Origin of the sequence: Pseudomonas sp. PDM13 (assembly GCF_025685765.1) — a bacterium.
GTDB classification, from domain to species: Bacteria; Pseudomonadota; Gammaproteobacteria; order Pseudomonadales; family Pseudomonadaceae; genus Metapseudomonas; species Metapseudomonas solani.
Genome location: NZ_JAOTQU010000005.1, coordinates 195,165 through 219,049 on the forward strand (window position 1 = coordinate 195,165; position 23,885 = coordinate 219,049).

At 67.5% G+C, this 23,885-nt stretch carries 19 protein-coding genes; 10 read left to right on the forward strand and 9 right to left on the reverse strand.

Annotated elements, in window-relative coordinates; genetic code table 11:
• Window positions 1–6: 6 nt before the first annotated feature.
• The 6 genes from OEJ36_RS07695 to OEJ36_RS07720 all read left to right on the forward strand — a co-directional run bounded on the left by OEJ36_RS07695 (window position 7) and on the right by OEJ36_RS07720 (window position 6,250).
• Window positions 7–933, forward strand: a complete 927-nt coding sequence (locus OEJ36_RS07695; protein ID WP_263400989.1) for a LysR family transcriptional regulator — start codon at window positions 7–9, stop codon at window positions 931–933.
• Window positions 934–992: 59 nt separating this feature from the next.
• Window positions 993–1,838 (forward strand): formate dehydrogenase accessory sulfurtransferase FdhD, encoded by an 846-nt coding sequence (gene fdhD, locus OEJ36_RS07700; protein ID WP_411860976.1) that lies wholly within the window; start codon window positions 993–995, stop codon window positions 1,836–1,838.
• Window positions 1,835–4,156, forward strand: a complete 2,322-nt coding sequence (locus OEJ36_RS07705; RefSeq protein ID WP_263400990.1) for an FdhF/YdeP family oxidoreductase — start codon at window positions 1,835–1,837, stop codon at window positions 4,154–4,156. The genes fdhD and OEJ36_RS07705 overlap by 4 nt, the downstream gene beginning before the upstream one ends.
• 411 nt (window positions 4,157–4,567) lie before the next feature.
• Window positions 4,568–5,056 carry a YMGG-like glycine zipper-containing protein gene (locus OEJ36_RS07710; RefSeq protein ID WP_263400991.1) on the forward strand — a complete coding sequence of 163 codons (489 nt, stop codon included), beginning with the start codon at window positions 4,568–4,570 and terminating at the stop codon, window positions 5,054–5,056.
• 133 nt (window positions 5,057–5,189) lie between these two features.
• Entirely contained in the window at window positions 5,190–5,588 is a 399-nt protein-coding gene (locus OEJ36_RS07715; RefSeq protein ID WP_263400992.1) for a hypothetical protein, read from the forward strand.
• 59 nt (window positions 5,589–5,647) lie between these two features.
• Window positions 5,648–6,250, forward strand: a complete 603-nt coding sequence (locus tag OEJ36_RS07720; protein WP_263400993.1) for a nucleotidyltransferase family protein — start codon at window positions 5,648–5,650, stop codon at window positions 6,248–6,250.
• Window positions 6,251–6,279: 29 nt separating this feature from the next.
• Here OEJ36_RS07720 and OEJ36_RS07725 read toward each other — a convergent pair whose 3' ends face one another.
• Window positions 6,280–6,819 carry a DUF2087 domain-containing protein gene (locus tag OEJ36_RS07725; RefSeq protein WP_263400994.1) on the reverse strand — a complete coding sequence of 180 codons (540 nt, stop codon included), beginning with the start codon at window positions 6,817–6,819 and terminating at the stop codon, window positions 6,280–6,282.
• A gap of 283 nt (window positions 6,820–7,102) precedes the next feature.
• On the opposite strand from OEJ36_RS07725, the gene OEJ36_RS07730 reads away from it, so the two are divergent.
• Window positions 7,103–7,984 carry a substrate-binding periplasmic protein gene (locus tag OEJ36_RS07730; RefSeq protein ID WP_263400995.1) on the forward strand — a complete coding sequence of 294 codons (882 nt, stop codon included), beginning with the start codon at window positions 7,103–7,105 and terminating at the stop codon, window positions 7,982–7,984.
• 18 nt (window positions 7,985–8,002) lie between these two features.
• Here OEJ36_RS07730 and sstT read toward each other — a convergent pair whose 3' ends face one another.
• Window positions 8,003–9,247: a serine/threonine transporter SstT gene (gene sstT, locus OEJ36_RS07735; RefSeq protein WP_263400996.1), complete on the reverse strand. Its 1,245-nt coding sequence runs from the start codon at window positions 9,245–9,247 to the stop codon at window positions 8,003–8,005.
• 328 nt (window positions 9,248–9,575) lie between these two features.
• On the opposite strand from sstT, the gene OEJ36_RS07740 reads away from it, so the two are divergent.
• Window positions 9,576–12,029 carry a hypothetical protein gene (locus OEJ36_RS07740; protein WP_263400997.1) on the forward strand — a complete coding sequence of 818 codons (2,454 nt, stop codon included), beginning with the start codon at window positions 9,576–9,578 and terminating at the stop codon, window positions 12,027–12,029.
• A 63-nt stretch (window positions 12,030–12,092) separates the two neighbouring features.
• Here OEJ36_RS07740 and OEJ36_RS07745 read toward each other — a convergent pair whose 3' ends face one another.
• The 4 genes from OEJ36_RS07745 to OEJ36_RS07760 all read right to left on the reverse strand — a co-directional run bounded on the left by OEJ36_RS07745 (window position 12,093) and on the right by OEJ36_RS07760 (window position 16,833).
• A complete protein-coding gene (locus OEJ36_RS07745; protein WP_184489769.1) occupies window positions 12,093–12,530 on the reverse strand; it encodes an acyl-CoA thioesterase in 438 nt (145 codons plus the stop codon).
• 10 nt (window positions 12,531–12,540) lie between these two features.
• Window positions 12,541–13,704, reverse strand: coding sequence for an iron-containing alcohol dehydrogenase (locus OEJ36_RS07750; protein WP_263400998.1), 1,164 nt, complete (start codon window positions 13,702–13,704; stop codon window positions 12,541–12,543).
• Window positions 13,705–13,802: 98 nt separating this feature from the next.
• Window positions 13,803–15,593, reverse strand: a complete 1,791-nt coding sequence (locus OEJ36_RS07755) for an acyl-CoA dehydrogenase C-terminal domain-containing protein (protein ID WP_263400999.1) — start codon at window positions 15,591–15,593, stop codon at window positions 13,803–13,805.
• Window position 15,594: 1 nt separating this feature from the next.
• Window positions 15,595–16,833, reverse strand: a complete 1,239-nt coding sequence (locus tag OEJ36_RS07760; RefSeq protein WP_263401000.1) for a 3-hydroxyacyl-CoA dehydrogenase — start codon at window positions 16,831–16,833, stop codon at window positions 15,595–15,597.
• Between the two features lie 126 nt (window positions 16,834–16,959).
• Here OEJ36_RS07760 and OEJ36_RS07765 point away from each other — a divergent pair, with 126 nt between their 5' ends.
• Entirely contained in the window at window positions 16,960–17,862 is a 903-nt protein-coding gene (locus OEJ36_RS07765) for a LysR family transcriptional regulator (protein WP_263401060.1), read from the forward strand.
• A 266-nt stretch (window positions 17,863–18,128) separates the two neighbouring features.
• Window positions 18,129–18,650: a hypothetical protein gene (locus OEJ36_RS07770; RefSeq protein WP_263401001.1), complete on the forward strand. Its 522-nt coding sequence runs from the start codon at window positions 18,129–18,131 to the stop codon at window positions 18,648–18,650.
• A gap of 78 nt (window positions 18,651–18,728) precedes the next feature.
• On the opposite strand, the gene OEJ36_RS07775 is transcribed toward OEJ36_RS07770, so the two are convergent.
• The 3 genes from OEJ36_RS07775 to hslO all read right to left on the reverse strand — a co-directional run bounded on the left by OEJ36_RS07775 (window position 18,729) and on the right by hslO (window position 23,851).
• On the reverse strand, window positions 18,729–20,666 hold the full coding sequence (locus tag OEJ36_RS07775; RefSeq protein WP_263401002.1) for an ATP-dependent DNA helicase RecQ: 1,938 nt from the start codon (window positions 20,664–20,666) through the stop codon (window positions 18,729–18,731).
• A 280-nt stretch (window positions 20,667–20,946) separates the two neighbouring features.
• Window positions 20,947–22,491, reverse strand: coding sequence for a phosphoenolpyruvate carboxykinase (locus OEJ36_RS07780; protein WP_263401003.1), 1,545 nt, complete (start codon window positions 22,489–22,491; stop codon window positions 20,947–20,949).
• A 472-nt stretch (window positions 22,492–22,963) separates the two neighbouring features.
• Window positions 22,964–23,851 (reverse strand): Hsp33 family molecular chaperone HslO, encoded by an 888-nt coding sequence (gene hslO, locus OEJ36_RS07785; RefSeq protein WP_021218612.1) that lies wholly within the window; start codon window positions 23,849–23,851, stop codon window positions 22,964–22,966.
• Window positions 23,852–23,885: the final 34 nt, after the last annotated feature.

The following is a 23,885-nucleotide window of genomic DNA, read 5'->3' on the forward strand; positions in this document are numbered from 1 at the left end:
GCATCCATGGACATCAAGCAGCTCAAGTTCCTCGTCGCCCTGGACGAGACCCGCCACTTCGGCCAGGCCGCCGCGCGCTGCCACGTCACCCAGCCCACACTGTCCATGCGCCTGCGCAGCCTGGAGGAAGAACTGGGCCTGGAACTGGTGCAGCGTGGCCAGCGTTTCGAAGGCTTCACCGATGCCGGCCAGCGCGTGCTCGCCTGGGCCCGCACCCTGCTCGCCGCCCATGACGGCCTGCACGCCGAGGCCGCTGCCTGTCGCGGCCACCTGGTGGGCACCCTGCGCCTGGGCGTGGTGCCCCTGGCGGGCTATGACCCCATGCGCCTGGTGCAAGCCTTCGCCGAGCAGCACCCTGACCTGCGCTTCCAGCTGTTCGCCCTCAGCTCCGAGCAGATCCTCGAACGCCTGGCGCGCAACCAGCTCGACCTCGGCCTCTCCTACCTCGACCGCCTGGATCGCGAACACTTCGACAGCCTGGAGATCGCCGACACGCGCATGGGCCTGCTGTACGACCGGCGCCACTTCACCTTCGAAGCCCCGCAGCTGGCCTGGGAAGCCCTTGCCGGCCTGCCCCTGGGCCTGCTCTCCAGCGGCATGCACTTCCGCCAGTCCATCGACCACGGCTTCCGCAGCCGGGGCCTGGCGCCGCAGCCGCGCCTGGAAACCGACGCCGTGCATCAGCTGCTGCAGGCGGTCAACGTCGGCCTGTGCTGCGCCATCATGCCGTTGGCCAGCGGCCTCGACGAACTCACCGAACACCTGGCCCTGCTGCCCATCGAGCAGGCCCACACCCTGGCCCCACTGGGGCTCATCCAGCGCCGAGGACAGACCCGCTCGGCCCTGGCGGATGCCTGTTTCCAGGAAGCCCGCCGGCTGTTCGACCCCGCCTTGATAGATGGCGTCGATCACAGTATCGGCAATAGCGATTAGACGGACCCCGCCACCAGCGCCTAGGCTGCCTGTGTCAATCCGTCGCAGGGGCGCCACCCGTGCCACGCCAGCTTTCCACTCCCCCTTTCATCGATACCGAGCCGGTCACCCAGGCGCGGGGCTATGCCTATGCCGAACTGGGCGGTGCCGCTGCGTCCGGCGAGGGCCTGCTGGCCGAGGAATGCGCCCTGGCCATCGCCTACAACGGCATCAGCCACGCGGTGATGATGGTCTCGCCCGCCGATCTGGAAGACTTCCTCGTCGGCTTCAGCCTCAGCGCCGGCATCGTCGACTCGATCGATGACATCTATGACAGCCGCCTCGGTGGCTGCGACGACGCCCGCCAGGCCGAGGTGGAAATCGCCAACCGCGCCTTCTGGGCCCTGAAAGACCAGCGCCGCCAACTGGCCGGCACCACCGGCTGCGGCCTCTGCGGCGTGGAGGCCCTGGAGCAGGCGCTGCCTGCCCTCAAGGTGCTGCAACCGCAACCGCTGCCCCCGGCGGAGCACTTGGCCGACCTGCGCCAGCGCATCGCCGCCAAGCAGGACCTGGCCCGCCGCAGCGGCGCCCTGCACGCGGCGCTCTTCGTCGACGCCGCGGGCGAACTGGTGCTGTGCCGCGAAGACATCGGTCGCCATAACGCCCTGGACAAACTTATCGGTGCCGTCCTGCGGCAGAAGCTCGACCCGCGCGCCGGTTTCGCCGTGGTCACCAGCCGCTGCAGCCTCGAACTTATCCACAAGGCGGTGCGTGCCGGCCTCGGCACCCTGGTCAGCCTCTCGGCCCCCACCGCGCTCACCGTGCAATGGGCGCGCCAGCACAACCTGAACCTGATCCACCTGCCCCATCACAGCGCCCCCCGGGTCTACAGCCCGGCGCCACGAACAGAAGAAGTACAGCCATGAGCCTGCAACCCGTGCATCCCCGCTACAAGCCCTATAACGGCGCCGCCGCCGGCTGGGGCGCGCTGAAGAGCGTCGCGCACTTCTGGCTGGACAGTAAGCAGCCGTTCAAGAACCTGCGTGCCCTGCTCAAGACCAACCAGAACGGCGGCTTCGACTGCCCCGGCTGCGCCTGGGGCGACTCCCCCGAAGACGGCCGCATCAAGTTCTGCGAGAACGGCGCCAAGGCGGTGAACTGGGAAGCCACCAAGCGCCGGGTCGACGCCGCCTTCTTCGCCCGCTACAGCGTCAGCCAGCTGCGCGAGCAGAGCGACTACTGGCTCGAATACCAGGGCCGCCTGACACAGCCGATGCGCTACGACGCCGCCAGCGACCACTACCTGCCGGTCAGCTGGGACGACGCCTTCGCCCTGGTCGCCAGCCACCTCAAGCGCCTGCCCGACCCGAACCAGGCCGAGTTCTACACTTCCGGCCGCGCCAGCAACGAAGCCGCGTTCCTCTACCAACTGTTCGTCCGCGCCTACGGCACCAACAACTTCCCCGACTGCTCGAACATGTGCCACGAGGCCAGCGGCGTGGCCCTGGGCCAGAGCGTCGGCGTCGGCAAGGGCAGCGTGACCTTCGCCGACTTCGAGCACGCCGATGCCATCTTCGTCCTCGGCCAGAACCCCGGCACCAACCACCCGCGCATGCTCGAACCGCTGCGCGAGGCGGTGAAGCGCGGCGCCCAGGTGGTCGCCTTCAACCCGCTCAAGGAGCGCGGCCTGGAACGCTTCCAGCATCCCCAGCACGCCCTGGAAATGCTCACCAACGGCTCCGCCCCGCTCAACACCGCGTTCTTCCGCCCGGCCCTGGGCGGCGACATGGCCGCCATGCGCGGCATCGCCAAGTTCCTCCTGCAGTGGGAGCGTGAAGCCCAGGCCGCCGGCCAGCCGGCGGTGTTCGACCACGCCTTCATCGCCGAACACACCGATGGTGTAGACGGATACCTGGCCGAACTGGACGCCACCACCTGGGAACATATCGAGCAGCAATCGGGCCTCAGCCTCGCCGAGATCGAGCAGGCCGCGCGCATGTACCGCCGTGCCGAGCGGGTGATCATCTGCTGGGCCATGGGCATCACCCAGCACCACCACTCGGTGCCGACCATCCAGGAAATCGTCAACCTGCAACTGCTGCGCGGCAACCTCGGCCGCCCCGGCGCCGGCCTGTGCCCGGTGCGCGGCCACAGCAACGTGCAGGGCGACCGCACCATGGGCATCAACGACCGCCCGCCGGTGGCCCTGCTCGACGCGCTGGAGAAGCGCTTCCAGTTCAAGGTGCCCCGCGAGAACGGCCACAACACCGTGGAAGCCATCAACGCCATGCTCGACGGCCAGGCCCGCGTCTTCATCGGCCTCGGCGGCAACTTCGCCCAGGCCACGCCGGACAGCCCGCGCACCCACCAGGCGCTGATGAACTGCGACCTCACCGTGCAGATCAGCACCAAGCTCAACCGCAGCCACCTCACCGTCGGCCGCGACGCGCTGATCCTGCCCTGCCTCGGTCGCACCGACATCGACCACCAGGCCCACGGCCCGCAGGCGGTGACGGTGGAGGACTCCTTCAGCATGATCCACGCCTCCAACGGCCAGCTGTCACCGCTGTCCCGCGAGATGCGCTCGGAACCGGCCATCGTCGCCGGCATCGCCAAGGCCACCCTGGGCAACCACCCGGTGGACTGGGACGCGATGATCGCCAACTACGACCGCATCCGCGACCTGATCGCCGACACCATTCCCGGCTTCGCCGACTTCAACCAGCGCGTGCAGCACCCGGGCGGCTTCTACCTGGGCAACAGTGCCGGCGCGCGCACCTGGAAGACCGCCAGCGGCCGCGCCAACTTCAAGGCCAACCCGCTGCCGGAAACCCTGATCCATGAACGCATCCGCGCCAGCGGCATCAAGCCCGACCTGATCCTCCAGACCCTGCGCTCCCACGACCAGTACAACACCACCATCTACGGCCTCGACGACCGCTACCGTGGCGTACGCGGCCAGCGCGAGGTGGTGTTCGCCAACGAAGCCGACATCCAGCGCCTGGGCTATCAGAGCGGGCAGAAAGTGGACATGGTCTCGCTCTGGGACGACGGCATCGAACGCAGGGTGGAAGGCTTCACCCTGCTGGCCTTCGACATCCCCGCCGGCCAGGCCGCCGCCTACTACCCGGAAACCAACCCCCTGGTGCCCCTGGACAGCTTCGGCGTCGGCAGCCACACGCCCACCTCCAAGTTCATTGCCATACGCATCCAGGCAGCGCAGGAAAGCGGGCGCATTCTCTGATGGCTCGCTGCCCATCACCCTACGGCGGGAACGGAGCCTCCCGTAGGGTGTGCGGCGCGCACCTGCGATCGTTCCCGCTCGCACGCGAGGTCAGGTACTCGACCGAAGTGACATGGGCAAGCGGAACGGTGCGCACCGATCACGCGCATCGAAGGGCCGGGAAAAAGCGGAATCCCCCCCGCTGAAGGGGTGCAGAAACAAGGCGCAATGCCATCAGGAAATGGCCTGAAAAAGGCCCGAAACAAGGGACTGGAATAAGGCTCTGACATCGCCAAAACAGTCAAAGTTCTCCAGCAAAAACAATTATTTAGAGAATGTGAAAAACCCTGTGCAATTCGTCGGGAGGCGCTTGTACAGGGCCGTTCCGCTGGCAACTATCGCCTCGTCCAAACAACAGAGGCTCTCCCCTCCATGAAGCAATCCTCGATCCTCCTTCTGTCTTTCTGCCTCGTCAGTGGCGGCGCCTTCGCCGGCGGCACCACCGAAGCCGGGGTGGGTGGCGCGCTGGGCGGGGTACTGGGCTCGGTCGTCGGTCAATCCATCGGTGGCAACACCGGCGCGGCCATCGGTGCCGGTGTCGGCGGTGCCGCGGGCGGCGCAGTGGGTGCCGACCGGCGCAACCGCACCGAAGCGGCCCTGGGTGGCGCACTGGGTGCGGCCGGCGGCAACGTCATCGGTCGCCAGGTCGGTGGCAACACCGGCAGCCTGATCGGTGCAGCGGCCGGCGGTGGCGCCGGTGGCGCACTGGGCAACTACATGGGTAACGAGAGCCGTCGCGACGACGACCGTGACGATCGTCGTTACTACGATCGCCGTGGCGATCGCCACGAGCATGGTCGTGGCCACGGCTGGGGCCACCGCAAGCACAAGCATCGCCACCACCACGACTGGGATGATTGATCGCGACCGTTAGTCGCCAATCCCGGTCGATCGGCCCCCCTCACAGAACTCCCGTCACATTCACAGCCTCTTAATCTTCGAGGGCCATCTGCAGTGCAGGTGGCCCTCGTGACCTTGCCTGGAGAAACACCCGATGCGCCTCACTCTTCCCGCCCTGGCCCTGAGCCTGCTCGCGACCCAAGCCGTGGTCGCCGGCGAAACCACCAAGAACGCCCTCGGCGGCGGTCTCGGCGGTGCGCTGGGCAACGTCGTCGGCCAATCCATCGGTGGCAGCACCGGTGCGGCCATCGGTGCCGGCCTCGGCGGTGCCGCCGGTGGCGCCATCACCGCGCGTGACGGCAACAAGACCGGCGCCGCACTGGGCGGTGGCCTGGGTGCCGCCGGGGGTTCGGTGGTGGGCAACAAGCTCGGTGGCAACACCGGAGCCGCCATCGGCGCCGGCCTCGGCGGTGCGGCAGGCGGCGCCATCGCCAGCGAGCTGAACAAGGACAGCGGCGGCAAGAAGCACCGCAAGCACAGGCACCGCGATTGAGCATCATGGAGCCACACGCCCAGCCTCCGCGTTGCACGCTGCGGGGGCCGGTGCTGCCGGTGGCTTACGAGAATCCCCTGCCCCACCTGCAGCGCTGGCTGCGTGGCGACGCCCAGCGCCTGCTGGCCCTGCGCTGCGTCGCCAGCCTGGGCCTGCACGACGCCTGGCTGGCCGCCGGCTTCGTCCGCAACCTCGCCTGGGACCGTCTTCACGGCTACCGCGACGCCACGCCGCTGGCCGATCTCGACCTGATCCACTTCAACCCCGATGACCTCGACCCCGAAGCCGACCTGCGCATCGAGCAGGCCCTGCGGCGCATGGCCGGGCACCTGCCCTGGTCGGTGAAGAACCAGGCGCGCATGCACCTGCGCAACGGCGACGAACCCTACCGCGACAGCCGCGATGCCATGAGCCACTGGCCGGAGGTGCAGACAGCCATCGGCGTGCGCCTGCGCCCGGGTGGCGGCATCGAGATCGCCACCCCCTTCGTGCAGTCCGGGCTGCTCGACCTGCGCATCACGCCCAACCCGCTGCACCCGCGCCAGGCGGTCTTCGCCGAACGCCTGCAGGCCAAGGATTGGCTGCAACGCTGGCCGCGCCTGCAAGTCGATACGGCACCCCTGGGTTGCCTGCTGCTCACCAGCCACTTCGACGAGGCTTGAAGGCGCGCGTCCCTGCGCGCCTTTTCACGTCAGGCCGAGCGCCTGCCCAGCTGTTCACGCAGCGCCATCGCCAGCGGCTCCGGACGCAGCTCCACGCGGCGGTACTCGCGCCCGTCCGGCGTACGCACCAGCCAGCCGGCATCCACCATTTCCCGGCGCAACAGCACGTGGTCGCCCAGGCTCGCGACCTCGCGGATATGCCCGTCCACCTCGCGTTCGCTCATCGCGGTACGGGGCGGCAGGGCCATCCAGGTCATCCACAGGCAGGGGCGTCGGTGGCTGTGCTTGCCGGGCCAAGTGCACAGCCGGCCCTGCTCGTCGAAGTAACGCAGCAGGCGGCGCACCAGCACGTAGTCCACCGCATTGCCGGCTGGCGGTTGGCTCAGCTGGCGTTCGGCCGTCTGGCTCGCACGCAGCGCCTGGAAGCTGCGAAAGCCCCGGGCGCGGGCCAGCAGGTTGAGCATCTCCACATGGCCAGGCGGCCGTTCGCGCTCCTCGAGCTGGCGGACCAGCGAGCGGGCGAGTGCAGACATGTCATCGGTAGCGAAAGGGATAAGCGTCTTGGACACAGTTCGTTCCTCGTGTGTGCCAAGTCCTCGGGGGAGGATGTCGGGGGTCGCCGGGTTCCGACGCGGCACGGGACGAGTGTCGGTCGATGAGTGAGCCTGAGGCTCGTGGCAGGTTTAGCTGCCCGAATGGGCACCGGTGACGCCTGGGTGAACTGCCGACCACGAGCCAGGATAGCGCCGGGTGTCGTGATGCTCAACAGCCAGCGGGCGAAGCGTCTGAGAAGACTGTAATCTTCTGTCATTACTCTGCTGGCGCATGCACGCCGGTCGCCGTGGACACGCCATGGGTTTCATCCGCTACGCCATAGCTTTGCTCTGCCTCTCCACCCTGCTCCCGGCCGCCTTCGCCGGGCAGCAACTGCGCGTCTGCCAGCAAAGCCCGGTCACCTACGCCTACCGCATCGAACTGGCCAACCTCATCCTCGCCCGCACAGCCGAGCGCTACGGCGAAGCCAGCATCGTCACCAGCCAGGCGCCGGACCCGTCCCAGGAACGCTGCCTGGCCATGCTCAAGGCCGGCCTGGTGGACCTCGCCTACGTGCCGCCGAACCGCGAGCGTCTGGCCGACTTCCGCATGCTGCCCATCGACATGCACCAGGGCCTGCTCGGCTACCGCGTACTGATCATCCGCAAGGATCGCCAGGCCGATTTCGCCGGCATCGACAACCTCGATGGCCTGCGCCGCCTCACCGGCGGTTTCGGCAGCCAGTGGAGCGACTTCCCGCTGTTCGCCCGCAACCACCTGCCGGTGCTGGGCATGGCCAACCCCGGCAACCTGCTGCCGATGCTGGAGCAACGCCGCTTCGACTACTTCCACCGCGGCCTCAGCGAAGCCTGGGCCGAAGTGGACGCCAACCGCGCCGCGCTGCCGGACCTGACGGTGGAGCAGCACCTGGCGCTGAAGTACCCGATGCCGGTGTACTTCACCTTCGCCAAAGGCAACGCGCTGTTGGTGAAGCGCTTCACCGAGGGCTTCGAACAGATACGCGCGGACGGCTCGTTCCAGGCGCTGTTCCTGCGCCACCACGGCTACCTGATCGACAAGGCGGGGATGCCCGGGCGGCGGGTCATCGAACTGGAGTCCGACCTGCCGGGGCAGTTCCCGGACAGCGGCGACTGGTTCGCCGAACCCGCCACCGCCGAAAAGGACAGCGCCGCGCCCTGAGGCGCGCGCCGAAGGGGATCAGCCGAGGTTTGTTTCAGCCGGCTCGTCGATATCACCGCTGGCCATGCAGGCCGCTGCGGTGAAGAGCACGTCGGTGGAAGAGTTCAGCGCGGTCTCGGCAGCGTCCTGGAGGATGCCGATGATGAAACCCACCGCCACCACCTGCATCGCCACCTCGCTGGGGATGCCGAACAGGCTGCAGGCCAGCGGGATCAACAGCAGCGAGCCGCCGGCCACGCCCGAGGCGCCGCACGCGCAGATGGACGCCACCACGCTGAGCAGGATGGCCGTGGGGATGTCCACCGCGATGCCCAGGGTCTTCACCGCCGCCAGGGTCAGCACGGTGATGGTGATCGCCGCGCCGGCCATGTTGATGGTCGCGCCCAGGGGGATGGAGACCGAATAGGTGTCCTCGTGCAGGCCGAGCTTCTTCGACAGCTCCAGGTTCACCGGGATGTTGGCCGCCGAGCTGCGGGTGAAGAAGGCGGTGATGCCGCTCTCGCGCAGGCAGGTCAGCACCAGCGGGTAGGGGTTGCGGCGGATCTTCCAGAACACGATCAGCGGGTTCACCACGAAGGCCACGAACAGCATGCAGCCCAGCAGCACCGCCAGCAGGTGGGCGTAGTCGGCCAGCACCTTGAGGCCGTTCTCCGCCAAGGTCGAGGCCACCAGGCCGAAGATGCCCAGCGGGGCGAAGGCGATCACCACGCGCACGATCAGCGACACGCCGTTGGACAGGTCGCTGAACACCGTGCGGGTGGTCTCGCTGCCCTGGCGGATGGCGATGCCCAGGCCCACGGCCCAGACCAGGATGCCGATGAAGTTGGCCTCCATCAGCGCCGTCACCGGGTTGGCCACCGCACTGCCCAGCAGGCTCAGCAGCACCTCGGAGATATTGCCGGGCGGCGCCAGGTCATTGGCCGCCGCGCTCAGGTGCAGGGTGGAGGGGAACAGGCTGGAAGCCAGCACCGCCACCACAGCCGCCGAGAAGGTTCCGATCAGGTAAAGGAACAGGATCGGGCGGATATGGGTGCGCTCGCCCGGCTTGTGGTTGCCGATGGCGGCGATCACCAGCACGAACACCAGCACCGGCGCCACGGCCTTCAGCGCCATGACGAAGAGCTTGCCGAGCAGGCCGACGGCCTGGGCCGCCTCCGGCATCAGCACCGCCAGCAGGATGCCGGCCACCAGGCCGATGAGGATGCGCGTCACCAGGCTGGTGCCCTTCACGCGCTGGAGGATGGAGCGTTTTTCGGAAGACATGGCAGATTCACTGAACAGGGGCCGCGAACACGGCCGATACCCAAGATGCCCCGAAGCGCCACCCCGGCCCGGCGGAATGGAAGAAGCACCAGGCCGCAAGGTCTCTGCCCTGCAGTCAGTGGAAGCGCAACGGATTTGCCGCGCATTCTGCGGGCACAAGCCCATTTAGGGTAGAGCGACCGGTCAGCGCACCCCGTCGATGTCGCCATTCCGGTCGTTCGGAGTCGATCTGGTGAAAAAACCTGCTCCAGGGGGTTAAAAACCACAGACAGCCGAACCGGCGAAGATTAGGCTTTCGCAGCCTCTCGACCGCGCAAGGAAGCGTCCGATGACCCGCTGTTTCCCCCTGCTCGCCTGCCTGCTGCTCTCCCCCACCCTGACCCTCGCCCAGGACTTGCCCCGCCCGTCGTTCCTCGGCGAGAGCCTGTTCGCCAACCGGCAGAGCATCGACAGCCTGGCGCCTTCCTCCTACGAGCGGGAGCAACGCCAGGCGGCCAGCCAGGAGCTCTGGCGCCGGGTGCTCATCGACCACCAACTGTTCGATGCGTCGTCCAGCAACTCTGTGAACATCTATGCGGGGTGCAGGTACGACACTGCCCTGCAAGTGCTGCAGCAGCTGCGTGCTGAGCTCGGCCCCGGTACGGCTTACGAAACCCATTGGATGGCCAATCAGCAAAGGGTGCTGAAGGCCTGCGGGGGGTGGAGCAAGGAGGATGAAAAGCCCGTTCAATACACAGGGGCGGACGCATCATCGAGGGCGGCAAGCGATTACGGCTACCAGCTCGCGGCCTGGACCTTCTACCGAGGTGACTTCGTCGAGGCCCGCAAGCTGTTCGACGAGCAGGCGCAACGCCCGGGCGTCTCGATGCAGGCCTATGCACGCTACATGACACTGCGCAGCCTCGGCAGGTCGGGCGAGGTGCAGCAAGCCTACGAAGAAGCCGAGCGCCTGGAGAACGACCCGACCTTCAAGGCATTGCAGCCGCTGGCGAGTGAGCTCCGCTTCATCCTCACCAACCCCAGCAGCCCTTACAGCCGGGACTGGGCGGCGGAGTCGGTGGAAGCCAGCGAGCACCACCTGCGCTGGCTGGCCGGCCTGCTGCGAGGTTCGCCGGAAAAAAGCGCCGACGTCAGTCGTTCGGTGGCGCAGTACCAGTCCGCGCTGTTGCAGATGCGTGGCTACCTGAACCCCTGGGGGCCGACGGACTGGTGGTGGAATGAACGGTCGACGTCCAATACCCGCTACGAGGCCCTGCGCAATGTCGCCCGCGACGACGTGCTGATCGACTGGATGCACGCCGACCAGGCCTACAACATCTTCGATATCGACTGGCTCTGGGCCCTGCATCAACCCGAGTCGCGTTACTGGGAACACAACCGTCAGTTGGTGGCCCATGCCCTGGAGCGCTGGCGAAACGGCGATGGCGCCGAGTGGCTGGCCATTGCGCTGTCCCGCGTTCACCCACAGGACCCGCAGGCAGACGAGCTGCTCGCCCAGGCAGCGCCCTATCTCGAACGGACCTGGGAGGGCGAGACGCCGGAATACCTGCAATGGCTGCGGCAGCTATGGCTTCACAGCGTGCGGGTGACCCTGGCCAACCAGGACGTGGAGCCCACGCTCGCGCTGTTCGACGCCCATCAGGACCTTGGGGGCATGCACCCACGGAACAGCTATCAGGAGGACGACCCGCGCCCCGGTGCCTACGCGCAGGCCTTGCGTTGGCTGATGTATCAGGGACGCCGGGACGAAGCCCGGCAGGTGCTGGCCTCGGGCCTCGCCACACTGCGCGAGGAAGGATTCAACCACTGGCGCCTGCTCATGGCCGAAACCTGGGATCAGGCCTACAACGCCGGCGTGTACCCGACCCGCTACAGCGGCCCCCCTCCACTCTGGGAGCGCATGCTCGACCTGCTGCCCGCCCGCACGCTGCACCAGGTCGCCCAGGAAGAACGCCTGGGCGCCGACGCCCGCCTGCTACTCTCACGCACAGCCCTGACCCGGGCGATGCTGCTGGATGACCCGGCGGAGCGCATCGACACCTATGCGCTCGACCTGTCGAAGCGCGACCCGGACATGCGCGACCTGCTGCTCCGCAAAACCGCGGCCCACCGGCGCGACGACTACATCGACCTGCTGCTCCAGGCACCGCGCCTGCGCATCACACCCAACCTGAGCCTGCTGAGCCACCGCTTCCGCTCCGAAGATGTGCAGGACCGCTGGAGCCGCATCGACCCCTACAACCACAACGACAACAACTGGTGGTGCAGCCTGAACATCGGCGCGCAGGAGCAGCAGGTCATGGAAGCCGCGACCCTCCGCCCGGTCGAGGTCAGCCTCCGGGCGCCCTTCGAATCCCTGCGTGACGACGAACAGTCGCAGGCCTTTATCGCCAAGCAGCAGGCGCTGTTCCGCCAGCACCCGTTCTGGCAGGCGCTGGACCGTGGCGAGCTGGAGCGCCTGGCGGCCATCCCTGCAGCGCCGCGTTACCTGAGCGAAGCAGTCGCCAGCCGTGAATACCTGGGACGGCTCACTCGCTTCGCCTTCTGGCGCGGCGGGGAGGACGTGGACGAGCGAGCGGCCAACCTGAACCGTGCCATCCGCACCACCCGCTATGGCTGCCAGCGGGACGGCTCCCACGAGGCGTACTCGAAACGTGCCTTCCAGTTGCTGCACCAGGGCTACCGCGACAACCTCTGGGCCAAGGCCACGCCCTATTGGTTCGGCTGCAGCCACTTCCGTGGCGGCTGCCCGAAACCGCCCGAGGAAAGCGCCTCACCATGAAATGAAGAGCCGTAGAACCGTAGCCCGGGCTTCAGCCCGGGAATGGTTGTGCCGGCACGGTGCTCAGCCCGCCACCACCAGCTCCGCCAGGGCGGCGCGCAGGCGTTCGGGGATGGGCACGGGGCGGTTGCTGGTGCGGTCGACGAAGACGTGGACGAAGCGGCCGGCGGCGCAGGCTTCGTCTTCGCCGGCCTTGAAGATGGCCAGTTCGTACTGCACCGAGCTGTTGCCCAGCTTGCCGACGCGCAGGCCCACTTCGATGCGCTCGGGGAAGGCGATGGAGGCGAAGTAGTCGCAGGAGGAGCTGACCACGAAGCCGACGATCTCGCCGTCGTGGATGTCCAGGCCGCCCACTTCGATCAGGTAGGTGTTCACCGCGCTGTCGAAGAAGCCGTAGTAGACGACGTTGTTCACATGGCCGTAGACGTCGTTGTCGTGCCAGCGGGTGGTGATCGGCTGGAAGTGGCGGTAGTCGCTGCGCAGGTGCTGGGGCTGGCTCATGGAGGTCCTTTCAATAGGCGGCTTGGTAGATCGCGAGGGCATCGCGCTCGCTGACTTCGCGCGGATTATTCACCAGCAGGCGCTGTTGCAACATGGCGTCGCTGGCCAGCTGCGGCAGCATCGCCTCGGCGACGCCGGCATCGCGCAGGCGCGTGGGCAGGCCGCTGCGCTCGCTGAAGTCGGCCAGCTCGAAGATCAGCTGCTCGGTGAGGTGCAGGGCATTGCCCGGCTGCAGCTTGCGGCCCAGTACCAGGGGTGCCAGCTCGGCATAGAGCGGCGCGGCGACCTCGGCGTTGAAGCCGAGCACATGGGGCAGCACCAGCGCATTCGAGAGGCCATGGGGGATGTGGTAATGCCCGCCCAGGGGATAGGCCAGGGCGTGCACCGCCGCCACCGGGGCGTTGGCGAAGGCCTGGCCGGCCAGGCAGGCGCCCAGCAGCATGGCCTGGCGCGCCTCGCGATTGCGGCCGTTGTGCACCGCCTCGTCGAGGTTGGCGCAGAGCAGGCGCAGGGCCTCGCGGCCGAGCAGGTCGGACATGGGGTTCTTCTTGTGCCGGCTGGTGTAGGACTCGATGGCGTGGACCATCGCGTCGATGCCGGTGGCGGCGGTCACCGCGGCGGGCAGGCCGAGGGTGAGGTCGGCATCGAGCACCGCCAGGTCCGGCAGCAGCAGCGGCGAAACCACGCCCATCTTGGTGGTCTCGCCGGTGGTGATGATGGCGATCTGGGTGACTTCCGAGCCGGTGCCGGCGGTGGTCGGCACCTGGATCAGCGGCAGGCGCCGGCCCCGGGCGTTGCCGACGCCGTAGATGTCCTTGAGCGCCTGCTTGCAGTCGGGGTGGGCCAACAGTGCCACCAGCTTGGCCACGTCCATGGAGCTGCCGCCGCCGAAGCCGATCACCAGTTCGGCGCGCAAGGCCTTCGCCTGTTCCACGGCCTGCAGCACCACCGCCTCGGGCGGGTCGGCCTGCACCTGGTCGAAGATCTCCACCGCCACGCCGGCGGCGGCGAAGCCCGGGAGGATGGGGTCGAGCATGTTCAGCCGGGTGATGCCCGGGTCGGTGACGATCAGCACGCGATGGGCATCGCGCTCGCGGCACAGCTCGGCCAGGCGGAGGGCGGAGCCGGATTCGCAGAGGATCTGCGCGGTGGTGGCGAAGCTGAAGGGCTGCATGGGGTGGCCTCTTGTTGTTGTGCTGTCGGGTTTGGCTGAGCGGGTGCTGCACAGGCGGGGTGACGGCGTCGACCGCCCTCCCCGCCGGTTGGACTCCATCAGAACGCGAAATGCGCCTCCGGCAGGGCCATCAGGCAGTCCGCGCCGCCCAGCAGCGACTCGCGGTGGCCACTGGCGCGGGGCAGCAGGCGGCGCACGTAGAAGCGCGCGCTGTGCAGCTTGGCCTGGTAGAAGTCCGCCTCGCCGGTGCCGCCGTCCAGGGCGTCCTGGGCGCGGGCGGCGGCCTGCAACCAGAGCCCGGCCAACAACACATAGGCCGAGTACTGGAGGAAGTCCACCGAGCAGGCGCCGATTTCCTGTGGGTCGTGACGCGCGCGGTCGAGCACGGTGGCGGTGAGGTCGCGCCACTCCTTGAGGCGCGCCAGCACGGCGCCGGCCAGTTCCGCCAGTTCGGCGCGGCCGGCCTGGGCCTCGGCCATGGCGGCCAGCTCGTCCTGCAGGGCGTACAGCTCGGCGCCGCCGTCGCCCATCAGCTTGCGGCGGATCAGGTCGAGGGCCTGGATGCCGTTGGTGCCCTCGTAGATCTGGGTGATGCGGCTGTCGCGCATCAGCTGCTCCATGCCCCATTCGCGGATGTAGCCGTGGCCGCCGTACACCTGCACGCCGAGGCTGGCCACTTCCTGGCCCATGTCGGTGAAGAAGGATTTGACGATGGGGATCAGCAGCGCCGCGCGCTTGCCGGCGGCCTTGCGCGACGCCGCGTCGGGGTGGCCGTGCTCCAGGTCCAGCTGACGCCCGCAGTAGGCGGCGAGCAGACGGCTGCCTTCCACCAGGGTCTTCTGGGTCAGCAGCATGCGCCGCACATCGGGGTGGTGGATGATCGGGTCGGCGGCCTTGTCGGGCTCGGCGGCGCCGGTCAGGGCGCGGGATTGCAGGCGCTCGCGGGCGTAGGCCAGCGCACCCTGGAAGGCGCGTTCGGCGATGCCCAGGCCCTGCAAGCCGACCTGGAAGCGCGCGTCGTTCATCATGGTGAACATGCAGGCCAGGCCCTGGTTGGCGTCGCCGATCAGCCAGCCGGTGGCGCCGTCGAAGTTCATCACGCAGGTGGCGGCGCCCTTGATGCCCATCTTGTGCTCGATGGCGCCGCAGGACAGGGCGTTGCGCGCGCCGGGCGTGCCGTCGGCGTTGGCGACGAACTTGGGCACCAGGAACAGCGAGATGCCCTTCACCCCGGCCGGGGCATCGGGCAGGCGCGCCAGCACCAGGTGGACGATGTTGTCCGAGAAATCCTGCTCGCCGCCGCTGATGAAGATCTTGCTGCCGCTGACCCTGTAGCTGCCGTCCGCCTGGGGCTCGGCGCGGCTGCGCAGCAGCGCCAGGTCGGTGCCGGCCTGGGGCTCGGTGAGGCACATGGTGCCGGTCCAGGTGCCGCCGACCATCTTGTCCAGGTAGCCCTGCTTGAGTGCCTCGCTGCCGTGCTTGTAGAGCGCCAGCACGGCGCCTTCGGTGAGGCCGGAATAGACGCGGAAGGAAAGGCTGGCGGCCATCAGCATTTCGTGGAAGCTGGCGGCGACCATCTGCGGAAAACCCTGGCCGCCGTGCTCCACCGGGCCGGTCATGCTGGCCCAGCCGTTGTCGCAGTACTGCTTGTAGGCCTCGCGGAAGCCCTTGGGCGTGGTCACGGCGCCGCCTTCGAGGGTCACGCCCTCTTCGTCGCTGGCGCGGTTCAGCGGGGCGATCACTTCACCGGCATAGCGCGCGCCTTCTTCCAGCACGCCGTCGATGAGTTCGCGGTCCAGGCCGTTGCCCAGCAGCTCGCAGTGGCCGGCGACGTCGAAGACCTCATGGAGCACGAAGCGCATGTCGCGCAGGGGGGCGGTGTAGCTCATCTCAGGCTTCCTCTTGGCAATCGGCGAAGCGGCGGCCTTCGGCGGCCAGGCGCTGGATCAGGGCGGCGGGTTGCCAGTGCAGGCCGAAGCGGCCGGCGAGGTATTCCAGGCGCTCACGGATGGCTTCCAGGCCCTGGCCGTCGGCCCAGCTCATGGGGCCGCCCTTGTCGGCAGGGAAGCCGTAGCCGTTGAGGTAGACGGTGTCGATATCGGCACTGGACGCGGCGATGCCCTCTTCGAGAATCTTCGCGCCTTCGTTGACCAGGGCCAGCAGGCAGCGCTCGAGGATTTCTTCCTGGCCGATGCTACGGCGCTCGAAGCCGAGCTGCTCGGCCACCTGCAGCACCAGCGCGTCCACTTCCGGGTCGTGCTCGGCCTGGCGGCTGCCTTCGGCGTAGCGGTAGTAGCCCATGCGCGACTTCTGGCCGAAGCGGCCGAGGGCGCAGAGGCGGTTGTCCACCTGCACCGCCGGGTCGTCCTGGCCCTGGCCGGAGAGCTCGCGGGCGCGCCATTCCAGGTCGATGCCGACCACGTCGTACATGCGGAACGGGCCCATGGCGAAGCCGAAGCCCTGCAGGGCGGCGTCCACCTGATGGGGGTAGGCGCCTTCGAGCAGCATCATCCGCGCCTCGCGCACATAGGTGCTGAGCATGCGGTTGCCGATGAAGCCGTCGCAGTTGCCGGCGATGACACTGACCTTGCCCATGCGCTTGCCCAGCACCAGGGCGGCGTCGAGCACCGGCTTGGCGGTCTTGGCGCCGCGCACGATCTCCAGCAGCTTCATGATGTGCGCAGGGCTGAAGAAGTGCAGGCCGAGAACCTGCTCCGGGCGCGCGGTGACGGCGGCGATGGCGTCGATATCCAGCGCCGAGGTGTTGCTGGCGAGGATCGCCGACGGCTTCAGCCGGGCGTCCAGCTCGCGGAAGATCTGCTGCTTGAGTTCGAGGTTCTCGTACACCGCCTCGATCACCAGGTCGACATCGGCCAGGGCGTCGTAGCCGGCCACCTGGGTGATGCAGGCGCGACGAGCGGCGGCCTGGGCCTCGTCGATGCGGCCCTGGCGCACATTGTGGGCGTAGGTGTCGGCGACCACGCCCAGCGCCTGCACCAGCATCTGCGGGTTGTTGTCCAGCCACAGCACCTGCACGCCGGCGTTAGCCAGGCTCATGACGATGCCCCGGCCCATGGTGCCGGCACCGATCACGGCGGCTCGTCGAATGTCGTTGGGGCTCTGGGTCATCGGATCGTCCTCTTGTTGTTCTGACAGGGCGCGGGCCTGCGCGCGGGGATACGAAAATCGCCAGACACCTTAAGGAAGCCGGTACTATTTTTGAAATTTAGTCTTGTGATAGGTCGTATTTCCACGGTGAATATCTCCACGTTCGATCTCAACCTGTTGCGCGTACTCGACGCCCTGCTGCGCGAGCGCAATGTCTCCCGCGCTGCCGAACGCCTGTCCCTCAGCCAGCCGGCGGTGAGCAACGCCCTCAACCGCCTGCGCGAGCTGCTCGGCGACCCGCTACTGGTACGCGTGGGCCGCAGCATGCAGCCCACCCCTCGGGCGCTGGCTCTGGAGGCGCCGATCCGTACCGCCCTGGCGCAGATCGAGCAGAGCCTTTCCGCCGGCGAGGCCTTCGACCCGGCGAGCAGCCGCCAGCGCTTCAGCATCGCCGTGACCGACTACGTGGAGCTGATCTGCATGACCCGCCTGCTGGAGCGCCTCGCGGTGCTGGCGCCGGGGGTGCAGATCGCCATCAGCCACCTCAGCCCCAGCCTGCCCGCCGAGGCGCTGGACAAGGGCGAGCTGGACCTGGTGCTCGGCCGCTTCCAGAGCATTCCGCCACGCTTCGCCAGCCGCCGCTGGATGAGCGAAACCCTGCGCCTCACCGCCCGCCGCGATCACCCGCTGCTGCGCGGTGAACCGGACCTGGAAAACTTCCTCAGGCTACGCCACCTCTGGGTCCATGGCGGCCAGACCAAAGGCATGGTCGACCTGTGGCTCGCCGAGCGCGGCCTGACGCGGCAGATCCTCTACACCACGCCGAACTACCTGCAGGCGGCACACATCGTCGCCGGCAGCGACCTGGTGGCGGTGTTGCCCACGCAACTGGCCCAGTACTTCGCCCGCTTGCTGCCGCTCGAGCTGCACGAACTGCCCTTCGCCGTGGGGCCCTTCCACCTGGATGTGGTCAGCGTGCAGGCGCGGGAGCGGGACGCGGCGCTGCAGTGGCTGATCGGGCAGATCCTCGAATTGGGCGAACCCGACTGAGGACCTACCGACGAACGGTTGCCAGGGCCTTTTCCGCACGTCCGTACCGCCTTGCCGTTTCACCCCAACGCCGCGGATCGCCGGCAGCCCCCATGAACCGGGCGATGCAGGCGCGACGGGACGCTCCAGAGCGAAGCGGCGGGACAGGCGCACGGAAGAAAAGTGCTAGACGATCGAGTCACCAGCCTTATGCGGGATCGGCCTAAAAGAGGGGCTTGCCTCGCCGTAGACTGAAACTCCCAGGCCAAAAAACCAGGGAGAACCCAATGGCTATTGCAATCACACCTTTAGGCCCGACGCCTTTTTTCAGCGACACCCCGCTGACACGAACCACCAATGATGCACTGGCGGTCAACGCCCAGCCCGGCGTGACCTCGGCCAACGCCATCGACACCCGTAACGAGCGGGCACGTATCGCCCGTGAAGAAGCTCAGCAGCAGTTCGAGGAGAACCAGCAGCTGGCCCGGGAACGGGCGCAGGACCTGCGGCAAGAACAGGCCCAGCAGATCCGTGAGAACAGCGCCGAGACCGCCCGTCTGCAGCAGCAACAGCTCCAGCAGCAGCGGATCGCCGACTACGTCGAAGCCCAGCAGACCGATGACCTGAACCCCAACAACCCGCTGTCCGGGGACTTCATCGCCCGTCAGCGTCTGCAGCTGGACGGTAACCAGCAGGCCTTCACCCAGCCCGACCTGGGCCTGGTGACGCCGAGGCTGGCCAACCAGGCCATCTCTACCTACCAGACCGTGCAGCAGCCCAGCTTCAGTGACCGGGCGCTGGTGGCCTAACCAGGCGATAGGCGGCTGATGACCCGTGCCTGGCACGGGTCAGGGTGAGTGCCCGGGCTGAAGCCCGGGCCATGGGCCTCAGTCGAGCTGGCTGGCCACCCAGTCGCGCACCTGCGCGTAGGGATAGTCCTCCAGCGCCGCGAAGCCCGGCAGGTTACGCGCCTTGAGCCGGGTGAAGATCGGCGTGGAGAGGCCGCAGAGGAAGCGCGTGAGGCTTTCCACCCCCGCTTCGTGGCCGTCGTACTCGTGCTGGCGGTGACGCAAGCCGTCGCACAGGCCGGCGAAGTTGCGCCCCGCCAGGGGTGGCAGGGCGGCGGCCTCGGGAAGCTGCGCCACCTGGCCGCGGCACACCGAGCAATGCCCGCAGGCGGTGGGCGCCTGGCGGTCGCCGAAATAGGCGGCCAGGCGCTGGCTGAGGCAGGTGTCGCTGGCGAACAGTTCCAGCATGGCGTTGATGCGGTTGATCTCGCTGGCTTCTTGGCGCTGGAAATAGCCGTGCAACTCGTCCGCCAGCACCTCGGCCTCCCAGTCGTTGCGCAGCGACGCATAGACCTCGGTCATCTGCTTGCTTTCCAGTTCGATCCAGCCGCGCTCCTGGAAGAAATCCAGGGCCTTCACTACCCGTGCGCGCTCGGCCTGGTGCTCGTTGTAGAGCCGGTCGAAATCCACCGTGCTCCAGGTGCGCGCCCGTTGCGAAGTGCTCACCAGCGCCTCGACGAACTGGCGCCGCTCACCCTCGAACTTGGCCACCAGCGCCTCAGGCTCCACCAGGTACTTGAAGCGGTACTCGGCGAAGTAGGCGAACAGCGGCGCGATGATGCCGCGCAGCTCCAGCTGCACCAGCAGTGTCTTCAACGGCAGCTGGCGGATGTTGCTCTGGTCGGACAGGGCATTGAGGGTCAGCTCCCAGCGCCCACCCTCCCCGGCTGCGCCCTTGAGCTCCTGCAGCACACGGAGGATGCCGTCGCGCTCCGGCGTGTCGCCGTAGACGAAGTTCTCCAGCACGCTGAGGCCGTCGCGGTTGGCCAGCACCAGGCATTCGGAGCGCTGGCCATCACGGCCGGCACGGCCGATTTCCTGGCTGTAGTTCTCCACCGACTTGGGCAGGTCGTAGTGCACCAGGTTGCGCACGTCGCTCTTGTCGATGCCCATGCCGAAGGCGATGGTGGCGACAATCATGTCCACCTGCCCGGCCATGAAGCGGCGCTGCAGCGCCTCGCGGGCCTCATGGCCCATGCCGGCGTGGTAGGCGGCAGCGGAAAGGCCACTGCGCACCAGCGCCTCGGCCACCTGCTCGGCGGTTTTCTGCAGGGTCACGTAGACGATGCCCGGCTGGCCCTTGCGCGGCGCCAGCCACTGCACCAGGCGCTGCATGCGCGCCGGGCCGGCCACTGCCTCGACGGCGAGGTCGAGGTTGCTGCGGTAGAAGCCGGTGGTGACCACGTCCTCGTCGGCGATGGCGAACTTGGCCTGCATGTCGGCGATCACCGCCGGCGTCGCCGTGGCGGTCAGCAGCAATGCCTGGGGAATACCGAACTGGCGCTGGTAGTCCGGCAGCTTCAGGTAGTCGGGGCGGAAGTTGTGGCCCCACTCGGAAATGCAGTGAGCCTCGTCCACCACCAGCAGGGAAATCGGCACCTGCTGGATGAAGCCGCGGAAGCGCTCGTTCTTCAGGCGCTCCACCGAAATCATCAGGATCTTCAGCTCGCCCGAACGCGCCCGCGCCATGACGGCGGCGGCTTCCTCGCGGCTCTGCGCGGAATCGATGCTGGCGGCGGCGATGCCGTGGCGGTGAAGGAAGGCCAGCTGGTCCTGCATCAACGCCAGCAGCGGCGAGACCACCAGGGTCAGGTGCGGCAGGTGCAGCGCCGATAGCTGGTAGCACAGCGACTTGCCCGAGCCGGTGGGGAAGATCGCCGCTGTCGAGCGGCCGGCCAGCACCGAGCGGATGGCTGCTTCCTGGCCGGGGCGGAAGGCGTCGTAGCCGAAGGTGGCGGCGAGGGTGTTGCGAGGCATGGCTTCACTCCATCGAAAGGGGCCGTCGATCATGGCCAGAAGCGCAACGCAGCAGCGCCGCGACAGTGCAGGGCGTTGGCCTGTATGTCCGTAGGATGGCGTAGAGCGCAGCGAAACCCATCAGGGTCCGGTCCTGGCACCCGTGCCCAGCTCGGGCCTCGCTGGTGGATGGGAAAAGCGTCATCCACCCTACGCCACTCTCGACTCCGAGTACCCGGGAATTCCCGTGGCGACCAATGAAAAAGCCGCCCGGAGGCGGCTTCTTCTACAACGGGCTCGCTTACAGCTGCGGGCCGGCGTTGCGGATGGCGTCGGAGACGTCGAACTTCTTGAAGTTCTCGATGAACTTCTCGGCCAGGCCCTTGGCGGCTTCGTCGTAGGCAGCCTTGTCAGCCCAGGTATTGCGCGGGTTGAGCAGGTTGGTCTCGACGCCCGGAACGGCCTTCGGCACGTCCAGGTTGATCAGCGGCAGGTGCTCGGTCTCGGCACCGATCAGAGCGCCGCTCTGGATGGCCGCGATCACGCCACGGGTGGTCGGGATGTTGAAGCGCTTGCCGACACCGTAGCCACCGCCGGTCCAGCCGGTGTTGACCAGGTACACCTTGGAGCCGAAGCCCTTGATGCGCTTGATCAGCAGCTCGGCGTACTCGCCAGCAGGGCGCGGGAAGAACGGCGCGCCGAAGCAGGTGGAGAAGGTCGACTTGATGCCGCCGCCGGAACCCATCTCGGTGGAACCCACCAGGGCGGTGTAGCCGGAGAGGAAGTGGTAGGCCGCCTGCTCGTTGTTGAGGATCGACACGGGCGGCAGTACGCCGGTCAGGTCGCAGGTCAGGAAGATCACCGCGTTCGGCTCGCCGGCACGGTTGGCCTCGACGCGGTTCTCCACCAGCTCCAGCGGGTAGGCCGCGCGGGAGTTCTGGGTCAGGCTGTCATCGCTGTAGTCGGGCAGGCGGGTTTCCGGGTTGAGCACGACGTTTTCCAGAACGGCGCCGAACTGGATGGCTTTCCAGATCACCGGCTCGTTCTTCGCGGACAGGTCGATGCACTTGGCGTAGCAGCCGCCTTCGATGTTGAACACGGTGCCCACGCCCCAGCCGTGCTCGTCGTCACCGATCAGGTAACGGCTTTCATCAGCGGACAGGGTGGTCTTGCCAGTGCCGGACAGGCCAAAGAACAGGGTGGTGTCACCGTCTTCGCCAACGTTGGCGGCACAGTGCATCGGCAGCACGTCTTTTTCCGGCAGCAGGAAGTTCTGCACGGAGAACATGGCTTTCTTCATTTCACCGGCGTAGCGCATGCCGGCGATCAGCACTTTCTTGGCGGCGAAGTTGAGGATCACGCAGCCATCGGAATTGGTGCCATCACGCTCCGGCTCGCAGACGAAGTTCGGGGCATTGATGATCTGCCATTCCTGGCGGGCCTGCGGGTTGTACTGTTCCGGATTGATGAACAGGCAACGGCCGAACAGGTTGTGCCAGGCGGTTTCGGTGGTCATCTTGACCGCCAGGTAATGCTCGGGATCGGAACCGACGTGCACGTGGGAAACGAAACGCTCGCGCTCGGTCACATAGGCTTCGACGCGGGTCCACAGGGCATCGAACTTGTCGGCCGGGAACGGACGGTTGATGGCGCCCCAGGCGATCTTGGAGTCGGTGCTCGGCTCCTGGACGATGAAGCGGTCAGCCGGAGAACGGCCGGTGCGGTGACCGGTCCTAACTACCAGCGAACCGTTGGCGGCCAGCTCACCCTCGCCACGGCGAATGGCCTCTTCGACCAGTTGCGCGGCGCTGATATCGGTGTACACGGCGGTATTGGCTTGCGTCATGTGGTTCCCCGTCGGCGAGAGGCCGAGTCCTCCAATCAAATATGTAGTGGGCTATGCGACCCGCTACAGCGAAAAAAGTGCGCCGGATTATGCCAGAGGATCTATGGCTTAGGCGAGATGACTGGACGTAAGGCAGACGATACGGGCGTTTCAGTCAGACCGGGCACCCGGCAGCGCGACTCAGGCGCGCGCTCGCCCGACGAATGGATAGCTGGAAATGACCATTTCGAATATCCGGGTCACGAGCGGAACGGCAAGCGCCAAGACGAGGCCAGACGGGCGCTGGCGGAGATATCCACAGGCCCGGGGGGCGCTACGACACACTACAAATTGGTAGGGGACTTATGAACTAGAAGCAGCGGCAAGCGGCAAGCGGCAAGCGGCAAGTTTCAAGCTGCAAGAGTTGCAGACGGCAGGCTCTTGCTCTTACTTGCGGCTTGTAGCTTGCCGCTTACAGCTGGCTGCTAAGCCCTCAATGCTTCGTGCTAGACGGAGCCGCGCTGCCGCCGCCGGCGAACAGCTGGGCCACGTCGGCGGCGTCGAAGCTGTAGCGCTGGTTGCAGAACTGGCAGTCGATCACCACCGTGCCGCCGTTCTCTTCCAGCAGGGCGTCGGCGTCGGCGTGGCCTAGGCTGACCAGGGCGTTGGCCGAGCGCTGGCGCGAGCAGCTGCAGCGGAAGCTGATGGCGAGGGGGTCGAACAGGCGCACCTGCTCCTCGTGGTAGAGGCGGTGCAGCACGGTTTCGTTGTCCAGGCTCAGCAGCTCTTCAGCGGTGAGGGTGTCGGCCAGGGCGGTGAGGTGCTGCCAGCTGGCGGCACGGGCTTCCGGGTCCTTGAGGCGGTCGGCCGGCAGGGCCTGGAGCAGCATGCCCCGGGCGTTGCGACCATCGGCGTTGAGCCAGAAGCGGGTCGGCAGCTGTTCGGAGTTGGCGAAGTAGGCCGAGAGGCTTTCCGCCAGGTTGGCGCCTTCCAGGCTGACGATGCCCTGGTAGCGCTGGCCCTGCTTGGGGTCCACGGTGAGGGTCAGCACGCCTTCGGGCATCAGCTCGTGCAGGCCGGCACCGGCCACCACCTGTTCGGCGTGGTAGCGGGCGATGCCGCGCAGTTCGCGGTCGCTGGAGCACTCCACCATCAGCAGCGGCACGGCGCCGGAAGAGCGCGCCTGGAGCACCAGCAGGCCGTCGAATTTCAGCGTGCCCACCAGCAGCGAGGCGGCGGCGAGCATTTCGCCGAGCAGCTGCGCCACCGGCTCCGGGTAGGGGTGCTTGGCCAGCACGTGGGCGTAGCTCTCGCCGAGGGAGGCCATTTCGCCGCGCACGTCGGTATCGTCGAAAAGGAAGCGCTGGGTGTTATCGGACATGACGGACTCGCTGCGTCTGGGGGCCTGCTCGGCC

Bases quoted from the DNA above. Each gene is read 5' to 3' on its own strand.
- hslO (WP_021218612.1), bottom strand. From the start codon at position 23,851: ATGTCCGATAACACCCAGCGCTTCCTTTTCGACGATACCGACGTGCGC.
- OEJ36_RS07705 (WP_263400990.1), top strand. From the start codon at position 1,835: ATGAGCCTGCAACCCGTGCATCCCCGCTACAAGCCCTATAACGGCGCC.
- OEJ36_RS07775 (WP_263401002.1), bottom strand. From the start codon at position 20,666: ATGCCTCGCAACACCCTCGCCGCCACCTTCGGCTACGACGCCTTCCGC.
- OEJ36_RS07740 (WP_263400997.1), top strand. From the start codon at position 9,576: ATGACCCGCTGTTTCCCCCTGCTCGCCTGCCTGCTGCTCTCCCCCACC.
- OEJ36_RS07760 (WP_263401000.1), bottom strand. From the start codon at position 16,833: ATGACCCAGAGCCCCAACGACATTCGACGAGCCGCCGTGATCGGTGCC.
- OEJ36_RS07730 (WP_263400995.1), top strand. From the start codon at position 7,103: ATGGGTTTCATCCGCTACGCCATAGCTTTGCTCTGCCTCTCCACCCTG.
- OEJ36_RS07715 (WP_263400992.1), top strand. From the start codon at position 5,190: ATGCGCCTCACTCTTCCCGCCCTGGCCCTGAGCCTGCTCGCGACCCAA.
- OEJ36_RS07770 (WP_263401001.1), top strand. From the start codon at position 18,129: ATGGCTATTGCAATCACACCTTTAGGCCCGACGCCTTTTTTCAGCGAC.
- OEJ36_RS07755 (WP_263400999.1), bottom strand. From the start codon at position 15,593: ATGAGCTACACCGCCCCCCTGCGCGACATGCGCTTCGTGCTCCATGAG.
- OEJ36_RS07780 (WP_263401003.1), bottom strand. From the start codon at position 22,491: ATGACGCAAGCCAATACCGCCGTGTACACCGATATCAGCGCCGCGCAA.
- OEJ36_RS07710 (WP_263400991.1), top strand. From the start codon at position 4,568: ATGAAGCAATCCTCGATCCTCCTTCTGTCTTTCTGCCTCGTCAGTGGC.
- sstT (WP_263400996.1), bottom strand. From the start codon at position 9,247: ATGTCTTCCGAAAAACGCTCCATCCTCCAGCGCGTGAAGGGCACCAGC.
- OEJ36_RS07695 (WP_263400989.1), top strand. From the start codon at position 7: ATGGACATCAAGCAGCTCAAGTTCCTCGTCGCCCTGGACGAGACCCGC.
- OEJ36_RS07750 (WP_263400998.1), bottom strand. From the start codon at position 13,704: ATGCAGCCCTTCAGCTTCGCCACCACCGCGCAGATCCTCTGCGAATCC.
- OEJ36_RS07745 (WP_184489769.1), bottom strand. From the start codon at position 12,530: ATGAGCCAGCCCCAGCACCTGCGCAGCGACTACCGCCACTTCCAGCCG.